Genomic DNA, 14,862 nt, shown 5'->3' on the forward strand with positions numbered 1-14,862 from the left:
AACGCGATATGAGCACCGAGAACCTCCCCCAGAGCCCCGAGCAGCCGTCTCGCAAGCCGCGCGTGGCCGTCGTGTCCGGCGGGCGCAGCTCCGAACACGGGATCTCCGTGGTCACCGGCGGCGCCGTTCTGAAGGCCATCGACCGGACCAAGTACGAGGTCCTGCCGATCGGCATCACCAGGGACGGGCGTTGGGCCCTGATCGCCGACGAACCGGACCGCATGGCGATCACCGACCGCCGTACGCCGGACATCGAGGAGCTCGCCGAGTCGCCGGAGGGCGGCGTGGTGCTCCCGGTCGACCCCGCGAACCGCGAAGTCGTCTACAGCGAACCGGGATCGGTGCCCAAGGCGCTCGGCGAGGTCGACGTCGTCTTCCCCGTCCTGCACGGCCCCTACGGCGAGGACGGCACCCTCCAGGGCCTGCTGGAGCTCTCCGGCGTCCCCTACGTCGGCTCGGGTGTGCTCGCCTCGGCCGTCGGCCAGGACAAGGAGTACATGAAGCGGGTGTTCACCTCCTTCGGGCTCAAGGTCGGTCCGTACGTGGTGATTCGGCCCCGCGAGTGGGAGCGCGACGAGTCGGCCGCCCGCAAGAAGATCGTCGACCTGGCCGGCGAGCACGGCTGGCCGCTGTTCGTGAAGCCCGCGCGCGCGGGTTCGTCGATCGGCATCACCAAGGTCGACGACCCCTCCGGGCTGGACGAGGCGATCGCCGAGGCCCAGCGGCACGACCCGAAGATCCTCGTCGAGGCGGCGCTGCGCGGCCGCGAGATCGAGTGCGGTGTCCTGGAGTTCGAGGACGGTCCGCGCGCCTCGGCGCCCGCGGAGATCCCGCCGCCGGACGCGCACGCGTACTACGACTTCGAGGCCAAGTACATCGACTCCACCCCGGGCATCGTGCCGGCCCCGCTCACCGCGGAGGAGACCGCGGAGGTCCAGCGGCTGGCCGTGGAGGCCTTCGAGGCGGCGTCCTGCGAGGGACTGGTCCGCGCGGACTTCTTCCTCACCGAGGACGGCGAGTTCGTGATCAACGAGATCAACACGATGCCGGGCTTCACCCCGATCTCGATGTACCCGCAGATGTGGCAGGCCAGCGGCATCGAATACCCCGAGCTGGTGGACCGGTTGATCCAGGCGGCGCTCCGGCGCTCCACGGGGCTGCGCTGAGCGCTCCGCTGGCTGTGCCGATATGCGGCTCCGCCGCGGGGCGGTGGACAGGTTGTTGTTCGTCTGCGGCAACGTCGTGGCTGGTCGCGCCCACGCGGCGGCAGCCGCACATCGACACAGCCCCGCGCCCCTTCGGGCGCTGCCGAACCGCAGTGGACTTCACCCGGCCCGCTTAGGCGCGGTACGGCTCACTTCCCGAAGGGGATCGCCTTCTTGATCGACGCGGCCATGTCGGTCAGCATCCCCGCGGTGTCGCGTCCCTCGGGCACCGTCACCTCGACGTAGGCCTTGCGGTTGGCCGTGGTGAAGCGGGTCGATCCGTCGTCCTGCTTCTCCATCAGCCACTCGACGCCGTTGACCTCGCCCGCTATCGCCTTGGGGTCGCTCCCGGTCGCCACCTTGGGGTCCACCATCTTCGGCGGCCGGGTGACACCGCAGCGCAGTATGATCTCCGGGCTTCCCCAGCCCGCCGTCAGCGCGGACGCGGGCTCGGGATCACGCCGGTCGAGACCGTCGACCTTGTCCGGCAGGACACGGTCCAGGTTCCGGCACAGCTTCGCGACCTTCGTCGTGGGGCTGGGAACCGTCACCGTGTCACTGACGTCTGCTGAGGAGCACCCTGCGGTGACGATCAGCAGGGCCAGGGCGGGCGGCCCGACGAAGGTGCGGTGCCGGTGACGGAAAGAGTTCACCGGCCAAGGGTAGACGGGGGCTACAGATGGACGACCGGGCAGGTGAGGGTGCGGGTGATGCCGTCCACTTGCTGGACCTTCGCGACCACCATCCGGCCCAGGTCGTCCACGGTGTCGGCCTGTGCCCGCACGATCACGTCATAAGGTCCTGTCACGTCCTCGGCCTGGATCACCCCAGGAATCTTGCTGATCGTCTCGGCGACGGTCGACGCTTTGCCGACCTCCGTCTGGATCAGGATGTACGCCTGTACCACGGAACCTCCAGGGCGGCCACGAGGATCATGTGGGGAAAAGGAACGCCACGGTATCGCGTCGCCGCTCGCCGCGGGGAGACCTGCGGGGCCCGCGGCCTCCGCGCCGGGGTGCAGGCATGACAGAAGTTGACGGTCTCTTCGACCGTATCGAGGACACTGGTCACGCGCGACCGGGCACAGCAAGGGACAGAAGGGGCGAAAGGGCAATGAAGGGCACTGTTGGTGAGCTCGGGGAGTTCGGGCTCATCAGGGAGCTCACCTCCCGTCTCACCACCACCCCGGCGGTCCGGGTGGGACCCGGCGACGACGCCGCGGTGGTGGCCGCTCCCGACCGCCGGGTCGTGGCCAGCACCGACATCCTCCTGGAGGGCCGGCACTTCCGCCGGGACTGGTCCACCGCGTACGACGTCGGCCGCAAGGCCGCCGCGCAGAACCTCGCGGACATCGCCGCCATGGGCGCGGTACCGACCGCCCTGCTGCTCGGCCTGGTCGTCCCCGCCGAACTCCCGGTCACCTGGCCGAGCGAGCTGATGGACGGGCTGCGCGACGAGTGCCAGGTGGCGGGCGCCTCGGTCGTGGGCGGGGACGTCGTGCGAGGCGACACGATCATGGTCTCCATCACCGCGCTCGGCGACCTGCGCAACCAGGAGCCCGTGACCCGGGCCGGCGCACAGCCCGGCGACCTCGTCGCGGTGACCGGCTGGCTGGGCTGGTCCGCCGCCGGGTACGCGGTGCTGTCGCGCGGGTTCCGCTCGCCGCGGGCCTTCGTGGAGGCGCACCGGCGCCCCGAACCGCCGTACCACGCCGGTCCGGCGGCGGCCGGGCTCGGCGCCACCGCGATGTGCGACGTGAGCGACGGGCTGATCGCCGACCTCGGACACATCGCCGAAGCCAGCAAGGTCCGCATCGACATCCGCTCCGGCGCGATCGACATCCCCTCGCAGATGAACGACATCGGTCAGGCCGTCGGCGTCGACCCCATGCAGTGGGTGCTCGCCGGGGGAGAGGACCACGCGATCGTGGCGACCTTCCCGCCGGACGTGAAGCTCCCGGCCCGCTGGAAGGTCATCGGCGAGGTCCTCAACCCCTCGGCGCTGCCCCAGGTGACGGTGGACGGGGCGCCGTGGACGAGCAAGGGCGGCTGGGACCACTTCGGGGACATCGAGTCGTGAGCGCGCCGGTGCGGGTGCTGACGGTCGCGGGCTCCGACTCCGGCGGCGGCGCGGGCATCCAGGCCGACCTGAAGACGATGCTCGCGCTCGGCGTGCACGGCATGAGCGTCGTCACGGCCGTCACCGCGCAGAACTCCCTGGGCGTGCAGGGGGCCTGGGAGCTGCCCGTGGAGGCCGTGCGGGCCCAGTACCGCAGTGTCGTCGACGACATCGGCGTACAGGCCGTGAAGACCGGCATGCTGGCCTCGGCCGAACTCGTCGAGGCGGTGGCCGAGTTGATCGGGGAGACCGGTGCGCCGGCCGTCGTCGACCCGGTGGGCGTCTCGAAGCACGGCGACTCGCTGCTCGCGGCCTCCGCGCTGGACTCCGTACGGACCAGGCTGCTGCCGGTCGCCACGGTGGCCACGCCGAACCTCGACGAGGTGGTTCAACTGACCGGGGTGCGGGTGGAGTCCGAGGAGGACCTTCGCCGGGCCGCGGCGGCCGTGCTGGCGTACGGGCCGCGATGGGTCGTGATCAAGGGCGGCCATCTGGCCGGGGACGCGGTCGACCTGCTGACCGACGGCTCCGAGGAGCACTGGCTGCGTTCGGAGCGGTACGACAACCGCCATACCCACGGCACCGGCTGCACGCTCGCCTCGGCGATCGCTGCGGAGCTGGCGAAGGGGCGGTCCGTGCCGGAGGCGGCGGCTGCGGCCAAGGAGTACGTCACCGGGGCGATCAGGGCCGGGTTCCCGCTGGGCGGCGGCATCGGCCCCGTCGATCATGGATGGCGGTTCCGCTAGCCCGTGGGCACGGCCGGTTCACGGGCACGGCAAAAAGCCGACCCACCCTGAGGTGGACCGGCTTGATGCAGCGAACCAGCAGTGGCCGCGCGCTTAGCTGTGCGTCAGCGCGAGACCTTGCCGGCCTTGATGCACGAGGTGCAAGCGTTCACGCGCTTCGGCGTCCCGCCGACCACGGTACGGACGCGCTGGATGTTCGGGTTCCAGCGACGGGACGTACGGCGGTGCGAGTGCGAGATGTTGTTGCCGAAGCCCGGCCCCTTGCCGCAGACGTCGCAGTTGGCAGCCACGGGTCACTCCAAAGACTTCAGATGCACTTACGGTTGGATCCCGGCAAGCCGGGATCGAGATCGTAGGATCAGAGATCTGAGTGGCACTGCCAGGGGGAATGGCCCGATCAGGATCGGGCAACCGGAGCAGCATACAACGACTGCGCCAGTAGAACGAAACTACCATGGCTGATCAGGGCCCTGCTCCCAGCCCTCTTCCGGCGGACCCCGCTCCTGGGTCTACGCTGCGTCCCACGTCCAGGCAGCTCAAGGAGGCGCAGGTGGCGCAGGTGCCGCAGACATTCTTCGATGCTCTCGCGGTACGCACCTGGTGCGGCCTCGCGCTGACGGCCCTGGGGCGGGCGCGCGAGGAGATCGACGCGATCAACGTCTACCCCGTCGCCGACGGGGACACCGGCACCAACCTGTACTTGACCATGGAGTCCGCCGTCGCCGCCGTCGAGGCCGTGTTCGAGGGCCATGCCGTCGGTCCCGGAGCGGTCGGGAAGCCCGCGCTCGCCGACGCCGCGCGCGCGATGGCGCACGGCGCGCTCATAGGCGCCCGGGGCAACTCCGGGACGATCCTCGCGCAGCTGCTGCGCGGCATGGCCCAGGTGCTCGCCGCCGACAGTGAGACCCCTCACACCGACGGCTCCGGGCTGCGGCTGGCCCTGCGGCACGCGGCCGACTCCGCCCGCCAGGCCGTGGCCCACCCGGTCGAGGGCACGGTCCTCTCCGTCGCCTCGGCCGCCGCCGAGGCGACCGACGGGACCGAGGGCGACTGCGGAGCCGTCGCGCGGGTGGCCTACGACGGGGCGCGCACCGCGCTCGCCGCGACCCCGGGGCAGCTGGCCGTGCTGGAGCGGGCCGGGGTGGTCGACGCCGGGGGCCGCGGACTGGTGGCGGTGCTCGGGGCGCTGGTGGAGACGTTCACGGGGGAGGTGCCGGGCGTGGTGGCGGTGGCCGCCGGGCACGCGCGCGTGGATTCCCCCGCGCCGCCCGCCCCGGACGCCGACGAGTGCGACGACGCCCCCCTGGCGGGCGGTGGGCCCGCCTTCGAGGTCATCTACCTCCTGGAGGCCGAGGACGACGCCGTGGCCCGGCTCCGCAGAAGGCTCGACGCGCTCGGCGACTCGCTCGTGGTGGTCGGCGGCGACGGACTGTGGAACGTCCATGTGCACGTCGACGACGCGGGCGCCGCCGTGGAAGCGGGCGTCGAGGCCGGGCGGCCGTACCGGATCAGGATCACCCACTTCGGGCTCGGCGACGTCCACACCCAGGGCGGGGAGCGCGCGCCCCGGGAGCGCGTGCAGCGGGCCGTCGTGGCGGTCGTGCCCGGCGAGGGGCTGGCCGGGCTGTACACCGAGGCCGGCGCCACCACCGTGCTCGCGCGCCCCGGGGAGCCGCCCGCCAGCGGGGAGATGGTCGAGGCCGTACGACGGGCCCACGCGCGCGAGGTCGTGCTGCTGCCCAACGACGCCGACCTGCGCCACACCGCGGCCGCCGCGGCCGAGCAGGCCCGGGCGGAGGGCATCCGCGTCGCCCTCATCCCGACCCGGTCCGCGGTCCAGGGCATCGCGGCGCTCGCCGTGCACGAGCCCGAGCGCCGCTTCGACGAGGACGTCGTGTCGATGACCTCGGCCGCAGGCGCGACCCGCTACGCCGAGGTCACCGTCGCCGAGCGCCAGTCCTGGACGCTGGCCGGCATCTGTGAGGCGGGCGACGTCCTCGGCCTCATCGACGGCGACGTCGCCGTGATCGGCTCGGACGTCATCGCCGCCGCCGAGTCCGTCCTGGACCGGATGCTCTCGGCGGGCGGCGAGCTCGTCACCCTCGTCCTCGGCGACGAGGCACCCGAGTCCATCGCCGACCACCTCGAAGCACGCGTGCGTGAGGCCTACCTCGCCGTCGACACGGTCGTCTACCGGGGCGGACGGCAGGGAGCGCTGCTGCTCATCGGGGTCGAGTAGTCGAGCAGGGGTCGCGCGGCTACTGGTCCGCCAGGACCTCGAGCAACTGCTCCGCCTCCGCCCGCCGGGCCTGGACCGTTTCTTCGTCGCTCCGGTCGCTCCCCTCGTACGCCTCGTGCGCCTGGTACGCCGTCAGCACCGCACGCGCGCGTGCCGCCGCCCGGTCGGGACGGCTCAGGTCGGCCTCCAGCCAGCCCGCGGCCAGCTCGGCGCCGGTACGGCTGTGCAGGGCCTCGTCGCCGAGGGAGGCGAACACCACGATGGCCTCGGTCATCCGGGACAGGGCGTCCTCCATCGTGGCCCGGATGGCGTCGTCGTCGGCGTCCTCGGCGGCGGAACGGGCGAGCAGGTCGCCGAACTGCCGGTGCGTGTGCCCGAGCTCGGCGACGAGCCGCAGACGCGCCTCCTCGTCGCTGGGGCCCGCGCCCAGCGCCTCCTCGCACGCCCGCACCGCGCGGTCCATCAACTCCCGGGCGTCGCCCTGCCCGTCCTCCGCGCGCAGCGCCAGCCACGCGCGGGCGCGCAGGGAGCGGACGAGGCCGTGGACATTGCCCAGGGACAGCCACAAGTCGCCCGCGCGCGCGTACGCCTGGTCCGCCTCGGCGGACAGTCCGGCGTTGCCGAGCGATTCGCCGGCGAGGTGGGCGAGCGTCGCGTGGTCGTGCTGCTCGGGCCAGAGCTTGGCGAGCTCCGCCGCCCGGAGCTGCCGTTCGGCCGCCGCGCGGTGCTCGCCGAGCTCGCCCAGGCAGTCGCCGAGCCACCACAGCGCCTGGACGACCGCGCCGTCGCCGTGCGTCTCGGCGCTCAGGTCCGGCAGCGCCGACTCCAGCACCTCCGCGGCCTCGGCCCAGCGCCCCTGCCGCAGCAGCAGCCCGCCGAGCATGTGCCGCGCCCAGGCACCCAGCGTCCGCCCCGCACCGGCCTCGTCGGCCCAGTGCGCCGCCTCCAGGGCATGCTCGGCGGCCTCCTCCGGCAGCCCACGGCCGCCCAGCACCTCGGCGAGCTGAAGGTGCAGCTGGGCCCGTCCGACCGGCTCCAGATACGGCCCGCCGTGCTCCAAGGCGGCCCGCAGCGCCCGCTCGGTCCCCTCGGCGTCGCCGAGATGGTGTGCGAGCTGGGCCAGCCGGGCCTCGTGCTCCACCGCGAACCACGGCAGCCCGGCGTCCATGAACCCTGCCGCGGCCTGCCCGAGCAGCTCTGCGGCCACCGCCGGTTCCCCGGCGTCCGCGGCCAGCTCCGCCAGCATCGCCCGCGCCTCGGCGGCCCGCGAAGCCAGCTGTACGTCGTCCCCGGCCCGTCCGTCGACGAGCGCGAGCAGCTCCCGTACGGCGGTCTCGGCTTCGGCGTGCACCGGGGTCGGGGAGCGGAACCCGGCCTCCGTCACGCTGTCGGCCTCGGACTCATCCAGGGCGAAGGCCACTCCCAGAGGGCTGCCGAGGGAGACGCGGCTCGCCTCCTCACCGGCCGGAACCGCCTCGGCGCCCTCCTCGGCCTCCTGCGCCCGCCGCATCAGGATCCGCGCCCGGCCCATCAGCACCGACGCCGTCTGGCGTACGCCGGTGCCGTCCTCGGCGTAGAGCGCGAGGATCTCGTCGTACGGTCCGGCGACCGCAGCCAGGGACTCCTCGACGTCGCCCGTGAGAGCGCGGACGAACGCCGCACGCGTGCGTGCCGCGAGTGCCTCTCCGGGGTCGCCCGCCGCCGCGTACAGCTCGGCGGCGCGCTCGAACAGCTCGGCGCCCTCGGGACCGAGGTCCATCGCCTGGTGGTCGGCGATCTCGGCACGGTCACGCGGGTCGAGCTCGACGTGCTCGGCGGCCCGCGAGACCGCCGCCCACGCCTCCACGGCGGTCGGCCGAAGGCTGTCCGACAGCCGGCGCGCCTCAGCGATCAGCGAGGCCAGATCAGGTTCCTCCCGAGGCGCCACGACCGCGGGCGTCACGACCGCGGGCGCGGAGACGGGCCGCGCCGATCGCACGCCCAACGGCAACCGCTCCACCAACGGCTCCTGCGCCATACGCGCGCGTGCCTGCTCGCTGACGTACGACGTGCCGTTGCGCGCGTCGAAGCGGCCGGCCAGGTCCAGGGCCTCCGCACGCGCGTGCGCGGCGAGTTCGCGGGCCGTCCAGGAACGCCCCGCCGGTCCCGGCACCTGCTGCTCGCCGAGGCCCAGCCCGGTCAGGCGGTCCATCAGCAGCGCCACCACGCTCAGGAACTCCAGCCCGCTGCGTGGCTGCCCGCTGTCCGTGAAGTACGCGGGGCGCTCCGCGAGCAGCTCCAGAGCGCGCGCCTCGTTGCCGCTCAGGGCGCAGAACTCGACATGGTCGGCGTACGCGCCCCGCATGCTCTCCATGGCCCGTACGAGCCGGAAGCCCCGCAGGTGGTTCGCGCGTGCCTCGTCGTGGCGGCCCAGCCGCAGCAGGGGCAGCAGGGAGGCCGCGAGGGTGGTGTGCGGCTCGTGGGCGCAGGTGAGCTCGCCCTCCAGGACCGGCGCCCACAGCCGGAGTGCCTCCGCGTCCCGGCCTCGCTCGGCCTGCCACCAGCCCTGCCCGTGCAGCTCGCACGCGTGGCAGTCGGCCATCCGGTCCCGGTCGGCGGCCAGCCACGCGGCGTACGCCCGCTCCGCGCGCGGCAGGTCCCCGGTGTGCGCGGCGATGTTGAACTCCGCGCCGCGCACCGCGCGTTCCGTGTGCCCGGCGAGCCGGTAGCGGTGCTCCATCTCGCCGAGCCACTTCTCGACGGAGGCGAGCGGCACATGCGGCTGGTCGAGCATGCCGGAGGACACCCACTTGAAGACCCAGTGCAGGGTGTGGGTCTCGTACTCGTCGAAGTCCTCGGGCCGCTCGTCCCACATGCGCAGCAGGCGCGCGAAGGGGACGAACATCTTGTCCTTCTCGGAGCTGTAGTTGTAGACCTTCAGCTGGTGTCCGAGCGCCTCGATCACGGCGAGCGGGATGTTCAGCCCCTCGGCCGCCACCAGCAGTTGCTCCGCGCGCGCGTTGCGGGCGGGACCCTCCGGCTGTTCGCCGTTCTCCGCCATCGCCCGGCGCAGGGCGTCGAAGTCCGTGAGCTCGCCCATCAGCGACCCTCCTCGCCGTTCGTGGCCCACTCCAGAAGGCCGATGAAGGCCCGGTTCAGCAGCGCCGAGTCGGCGGGCCGCAGGGGGCGCTGGGCCATCAGCAGGGCCTGCCCGTACAGGGACTCCGTGGCGGTGCCGATCAGCTCCGGGTCGCCCAGTGAACTGATCCGCCGGATCAGTGGATTGAGGTGGTTGAGCACGAGACGCGCGCGGGGCGCGCTGCCGCGCAGCGAGCCGAGGATGCCCGCCCACAGGTCGTCGGCCTGTGTCTCGGCCTCCGCGCGCGCCTGCTCGTGCCGCGCCGCCCGGTCGTCCAGGTGCAGCGCGGGCACGGACAGGGGCCTGAAGGAGCGCAGCACGACGTCGCAGCCCAGCGGGTCGAGTGCGGCCCGCGCGGCCGCCAGGAAGCCGGACAGCGCCAGTTCCTCGGCCGGGTCGACCGCGTCCAGGTGCGCGGTCACGGTGTCGGTGTCCAGCTCGGCGACGACCGTCCCCGGCCGCACCGACGGCAGCGCCTCCACCAGGTCGCTGTCGTACGTGTAACCGCCGTTGACCACCCCGACGCCCTGCGCGGACGCGATCGGCGCGACCTGCCGGAACTCCTCCACGGTCCGCGTGAAGTGCACGACCGGATGCCGCCGCGCGAACTCCTCCAGGGACAGCTGTCCGTCGGTTGTCTCGAAGGGCAGCCACGGCAGCATCGTGCGCAGCATGTCCTTGTCGTGCCGGGCCAGCGACTTCACGCCCAGGTGGTGCACCGCCAGGAACGCCGCCAGCCGCTCCGGATCACCCGCGGCCAGCCCGGTCAGCCAGCCCCGGATCCGCTCGCCCAGCGTCTCCCGTACGGCGGCCAGCGTCTCGTCCTCGTACAGCGACTCGCGCGACGCCGTCGGCCGCAGACTGTCGGTGTCCAGGACACAGCGCACGAAGAACGCCCAGTCCGGCAGCAGCTGTTCGGCGCGCTCGGTGAGCAGCATGCCCTTGAGGTGGACGCGGTGCGTCGCGCGCGTGGCCGGACTGACCGCCGAGGGCAGCACGTACGCCACCCCGCGGACCCCGGCGAGCGGCACGTTCAGCTCGATCGCGTCCAGCGGGGTGAACCCGAACAGGTCGTGACAGTGCCGCGCCAGGGCCACCCTGCGGGTGGCGGGGGAGGGGTACGGCCGGTCCCAGGGCGCGGGGAGGTCGGTGACCGCCTCGTCGCCCACCCGCACGTCGTACGGCAGCAGCGAGCCGAAGTCCCGCGCCAGCGTGAGCACCCGCTCGGGCGTGAGCCACTCGCCGGCCCCCGCCCGAGCCTTCAGGTGCACGGTGGTGCCCGGTTCGGGCCGCGCCTTGTGCGCCAACGTCCGTACGGTGTACGAACCGTCGTCGCTCGCCGTCCACTCCACGGGCGCCGCCTCGGGCGTACGGGCGCTGCGGCTGACGACCCGGATCCGCTCGGCCACCACGAAACAGGCGAGCAGCCCGATGCCGAACTGGCCGAGGAAGTCGGAGCGGACCTCCTGGAGGCCCTCCTGAAGTCCGTCGGTCCGCTTCGAGCTGCGCCCGATGGTCGCCAGCAGGGTGTGCACGTCCGCCTCGGTGAGCCCCACGCCGGAGTCCTCGACCCGCAGGGTGCCGCCTTCGGCGTACAGCCTCACCCTGGCCGGGGCGTCGGGCTGTTCGGCTCGCCGGGCCGTGATGGCGTCCACGGCGTTCTGCAGCAGCTCGCGCAGATAGACCTTCGGACTGGAGTAGAGGTGATGGGACAGCAGGTCCACCAGACCACGCAGGTCGACCTGGAACGTGTGAGGTGACGGGGATGCCTGGGATGCCTGTGAGGTCTGGGAGTCCATCGCTGCAGCGCCACGGATGGGGATGTCGTCGGCGCGGGGTCGGGCGGTCCCGGTGGGGCGGTGACCGCGGGATGGCCGGAGCGCGTCATCCTAGAGCCCAAACAGCCCGTCTGACCAGGGGTTTCCCGAGACGTATACGGCAATGTCAGTGCGGTGGTGTGCAATGGATCTCGTGCCCGCACTGGAAGAACCACTGAAACAACCGCTCAAGTCAGTGCTCGGCCCCGCCACCGCGAAGGTGATGGCCGAGCATCTCGGCCTGCACACCGTCGGCGACCTCCTGCACCACTACCCGCGCAGATACGAGGAGCGGGGCCAGCTCACCCACCTGGCCGACCTCCCCATGGACGAGCACGTCACGGTGGTCGCCCAGGTCGCCGACGCCCGCCTGCACTCCTTCGCCTCGGCCAAGGCCCCGCGCGGCAAGGGCCAGCGCCTGGAGGTGACCATCACGGACGGCAACGGCCGCCTCCAGCTGGTCTTCTTCGGCGCCGGCGTCCACAAGCCCCACAAGGAGCTGCTGCCGGGCACCCGCGCGATGTTCGCCGGCAAGGTCTCGGTCTTCAACCGCCGCCTCCAACTGGCGCACCCGGCCTACGAGTTGCTGCGCGGAGACGCGGAAGAAACGGTCGAGACCTGGGCCGGCGCCCTGATCCCGATCTACCCCGCCACGGGCAAGCTGGAGTCCTGGAAGATCGGCAAGGCCGTCCAGACCGTCCTGCCCAGCGCCCAGGAGGCGGTCGACCCCCTCCCCGACTCCCTGCGCGACGGCCGCGGCCTGGTCGCCCTCCCCGAGGCCCTCCTCAAGATCCACCGCCCGCACACCAAGGCCGACATCGAGGACGCGCGCGCCCGTCTGAAGTGGGACGAGGCCTTCGTCCTCCAGGTGGCCCTCGCCCGCCGCCGCCACGCCGACGCCCAACTCCCGGCCGTGGCCCGCAGGCCCAAGCCGGCCGGCCTCCTGACCGCCTTCGACGACCGCCTCCCCTTCACCCTCACCGAGGGCCAGCAGAAGGTCTCCAAGGAGATCTTCGACGACCTGGCGACCGAGCACCCGATGCACCGGCTGCTCCAGGGAGAGGTCGGAAGCGGGAAGACCATGGTGGCCCTGCGCGCCATGCTCGCCGTCGTCGACGCGGGCGGTCAGGCCGCCATGCTGGCCCCCACCGAGGTGCTCGCCCAGCAGCATCACCGCTCGATCGTCGAGATGATGGGCGAGTTGGCCGAGGGCGGCATGCTGGGCGGCGCCGAGCACGCCACCAAGGTCACCCTCCTCACCGGTTCCATGGGCGCGGCCGGCCGCCGTCAGGCCCTGCTCGACCTGGTCACCGCCGAGGCCGGGATCGTCATCGGCACGCACGCGTTGATCGAGGACAAGGTGCAGTTCCACGACCTCGGACTGGTCGTGGTCGACGAGCAGCACCGCTTCGGCGTGGAGCAGCGGGACGCCCTGCGCGGCAAGGGGAAGCAGCCTCCCCACCTCCTCGTCATGACCGCCACCCCCATTCCGCGCACGGTCGCGATGACGGTCTTCGGCGATCTGGAGACCTCGGTCCTGGACCAGCTCCCGGCCGGCCGCTCCCCGATCGCCAGCCATGTCGTCCCGGCCGCCGACAAGCCCCACTTCCTGGCCCGCGCCTGGGACCGCGTGCGCGAGGAGGTGGAGAACGGCCATCAGGCGTACGTCGTCTGCCCCCGCATCGGCGACGAGGAGGTGGACCCCAAGAAGAAGTCCGCCGAGGACGAGGCCGAGAAGCGCCCGCCGCTCGCTGTCCTGGACGTGGCCGACCAGTTGTCCAAGGGCCCGCTGAAGGGCCTGGCGGTGGAGGTGTTGCACGGCCGTATGCACCCCGACGACAAGGACGCGGTCATGCGCCGCTTCGCCGCCGGCGAGACCCATGTCCTGGTCGCCACCACGGTCATCGAGGTCGGCGTCAACGTCCCGAACGCCACCGCCATGGTGATCATGGACGCCGACCGCTTCGGCGTCTCCCAGCTCCACCAGCTCCGCGGCCGCGTCGGCCGTGGCTCGGCGGCCGGCCTCTGCCTCCTGGTCACCGAGATGCCCGAGGCCAGCCCCGCCCGCCAGCGCCTCAACGCCGTCGCCGCCACCCTCGACGGCTTCGAGCTCTCCCGTATCGACCTCGAACAACGCCGCGAGGGCGACGTCCTCGGCCAGGCCCAGTCCGGCGCCCGCACCTCCCTCAAGGTCCTCGCCGTCATCGAGGACGAGGAGATCATCGCGGAGGCGAGGGACGAGGCGACGGCAGTGGTGGCGGCGGACCCGGAACTGACGGCACTTCCCGGTCTGCGCACAGCCCTGGACGCACTTCTGGACGAGGAAAGAGAGCAGTACTTGGACAAGGGCTGAGCAGAACCCACCCAGGGGCGCGGGGAACTGCGCGAGCAACCACCACGGACCTGCTGCCAAACTGATTCCGTAGCCACCCCCTAACGAGGACCCAAAATGACCCGCGTGATCGCCGGAGCAGCCGGCGGACGTCGCCTCGCCGTTCCCCCAGGCACCGGAACCCGCCCCACCTCCGACCGCGCGCGCGAGGGCCTCCTCTCCACCTGGCAGTCCCTCCTCGGCGGCCCCCTGGACGGCGAACGAGTCCTCGACCTCTACGCCGGATCAGGTGCCGTGGGCTTGGAGGCCCTCTCCCGCGGCGCGAGCCACACCCTCCTCGTCGAGGCCGACGCCCGCGCCGCCCGCACCATCCGCGAGAACGTCAAGAGCCTCGGCCTCCCCGGCGCCGAGGTGCGGGCGGGCAAAGCGGAGCAGATCATCCGGACACCGGCTCCGGCCGATCCGTACGACATCGTCTTCCTCGACCCCCCGTACCGAGTCACAGATCACGATCTTCGGGAGATTCTCCTCACACTCCGCACGGAGGGCTGGCTCGCGCCCGACGCGCTCGTCACCGTGGAGCGCAGTACCAGAGGCGGCGAATTCCGGTGGCCGGACGGCTTCGAACCGCTGAGGGCCCGTCGCTACGGCGAGGGAACGTTTTGGTACGGTCGCGCCGCCATGGGCGACAACGCCTCTACGTGCGAAGACGCACGATGACCGGACCGGAGAGCGAGGGATCTCAAGTGCGCCGCGCCGTCTGTCCCGGGTCGTTCGACCCGATCACCAACGGACACCTCGACATCATTTCCCGCGCCTCCCGTCTGTACGACGAGGTCTACGTCGCGGTCATGATCAACAAGTCCAAGAAGGGCCTGTTCGAGATCGACGAGCGGATCGACCTGATCCGCCAGGTCACCGCCGAGTACGGAAACGTCAAGGTCGAGGCCTTCCACGGCCTCCTCGTCGACTACTGCAAGCAGCGCGACATCCCGGCCATCGTCAAGGGCCTGCGCGCGGTCAGCGACTTCGACTACGAGTTGCAGATGGCCCAGATGAACAACGGCCTGTCGGGCGTCGAGACGCTCTTCGTGCCCACCAACCCCACCTACAGCTTCCTCTCCTCCTCGCTCGTCAAGGAGGTCGCGACCTGGGGCGGAGACATCGCCCACCTGGTGCCGCCGCTGGTCCTGGAAGCGCTCAACGAACGCCTGCGCAAGGACTGATGGGGCTACCGGGCTGATGGGGCTACAGTCGTCCCGTCCGTCTCCAACACAGCTGTAGAGA

At 72.2% G+C, this 14,862-nt stretch carries 12 protein-coding genes; 7 read left to right on the forward strand and 5 right to left on the reverse strand.

All coding sequences use genetic code 11. The features are described 5' to 3' along the window. The first annotated feature begins 8 nt into the window (after positions 1-8). A complete protein-coding gene (locus ABKA17_RS05135) occupies positions 9-1,166 on the forward strand; it encodes a D-alanine--D-alanine ligase family protein (RefSeq protein WP_353690602.1) in 1,158 nt (385 codons plus the stop codon). A gap of 188 nt (positions 1,167-1,354) precedes the next feature. On the opposite strand, the gene ABKA17_RS05140 is transcribed toward ABKA17_RS05135, so the two are convergent. Next, a complete protein-coding gene (locus tag ABKA17_RS05140; RefSeq protein WP_353690603.1) occupies positions 1,355-1,858 on the reverse strand; it encodes a DUF3515 domain-containing protein in 504 nt (167 codons plus the stop codon). Positions 1,859-1,878: 20 nt separating this feature from the next. After that, positions 1,879-2,112 (reverse strand): Lrp/AsnC family transcriptional regulator, encoded by a 234-nt coding sequence (locus ABKA17_RS05145; protein WP_003997603.1) that lies wholly within the window; start codon positions 2,110-2,112, stop codon positions 1,879-1,881. 206 nt (positions 2,113-2,318) lie between these two features. Here ABKA17_RS05145 and ABKA17_RS05150 point away from each other — a divergent pair, with 206 nt between their 5' ends. Next, a complete protein-coding gene (locus ABKA17_RS05150) occupies positions 2,319-3,284 on the forward strand; it encodes a thiamine-phosphate kinase (protein ID WP_353690604.1) in 966 nt (321 codons plus the stop codon). After that, positions 3,281-4,069, forward strand: coding sequence for a bifunctional hydroxymethylpyrimidine kinase/phosphomethylpyrimidine kinase (gene thiD, locus ABKA17_RS05155; RefSeq protein WP_353690605.1), 789 nt, complete (start codon positions 3,281-3,283; stop codon positions 4,067-4,069). The genes ABKA17_RS05150 and thiD overlap by 4 nt, the downstream gene beginning before the upstream one ends. Before the next feature lie 104 nt (positions 4,070-4,173). Here thiD and rpmB read toward each other — a convergent pair whose 3' ends face one another. Next, entirely contained in the window at positions 4,174-4,359 is a 186-nt protein-coding gene (rpmB, locus tag ABKA17_RS05160) for a 50S ribosomal protein L28 (protein WP_003993230.1), read from the reverse strand. Between the two features lie 260 nt (positions 4,360-4,619). Between rpmB and ABKA17_RS05165 the strand changes: the two genes are divergently transcribed. Continuing rightward, positions 4,620-6,308 carry a DAK2 domain-containing protein gene (locus ABKA17_RS05165; RefSeq protein WP_353690606.1) on the forward strand — a complete coding sequence of 563 codons (1,689 nt, stop codon included), beginning with the start codon at positions 4,620-4,622 and terminating at the stop codon, positions 6,306-6,308. A 19-nt stretch (positions 6,309-6,327) separates the two neighbouring features. Here ABKA17_RS05165 and ABKA17_RS05170 read toward each other — a convergent pair whose 3' ends face one another. After that, complete coding sequence (locus ABKA17_RS05170; protein ID WP_353690607.1) at positions 6,328-9,387, reverse strand: tetratricopeptide repeat protein; 3,060 nt, start codon at positions 9,385-9,387, stop codon at positions 6,328-6,330. Next, entirely contained in the window at positions 9,387-11,225 is a 1,839-nt protein-coding gene (locus ABKA17_RS05175) for an HSP90 family protein (protein ID WP_353690608.1), read from the reverse strand. Before ABKA17_RS05175 ends, ABKA17_RS05170 begins: the two co-directional genes overlap by 1 nt. Positions 11,226-11,388: 163 nt before the next feature. On the opposite strand from ABKA17_RS05175, the gene recG reads away from it, so the two are divergent. The 3 genes from recG (at position 11,389) to coaD (ending at position 14,801) form a co-directional block, all read left to right on the forward strand. Next, on the forward strand, positions 11,389-13,596 hold the full coding sequence (recG, locus tag ABKA17_RS05180) for an ATP-dependent DNA helicase RecG (RefSeq protein WP_353690609.1): 2,208 nt from the start codon (positions 11,389-11,391) through the stop codon (positions 13,594-13,596). Between the two features lie 96 nt (positions 13,597-13,692). Beyond that, positions 13,693-14,295, forward strand: a complete 603-nt coding sequence (gene rsmD / locus ABKA17_RS05185; protein WP_353690610.1) for a 16S rRNA (guanine(966)-N(2))-methyltransferase RsmD — start codon at positions 13,693-13,695, stop codon at positions 14,293-14,295. A 26-nt stretch (positions 14,296-14,321) separates the two neighbouring features. Then, positions 14,322-14,801: a pantetheine-phosphate adenylyltransferase gene (coaD, locus tag ABKA17_RS05190; protein WP_353690611.1), complete on the forward strand. Its 480-nt coding sequence runs from the start codon at positions 14,322-14,324 to the stop codon at positions 14,799-14,801. Positions 14,802-14,862: the final 61 nt, after the last annotated feature.

The sequence above is a fragment of the Streptomyces sp. RG80 genome, assembly GCF_040446465.1.
Taxonomy (GTDB): Bacteria; Actinomycetota; Actinomycetes; order Streptomycetales; family Streptomycetaceae; genus Streptomyces.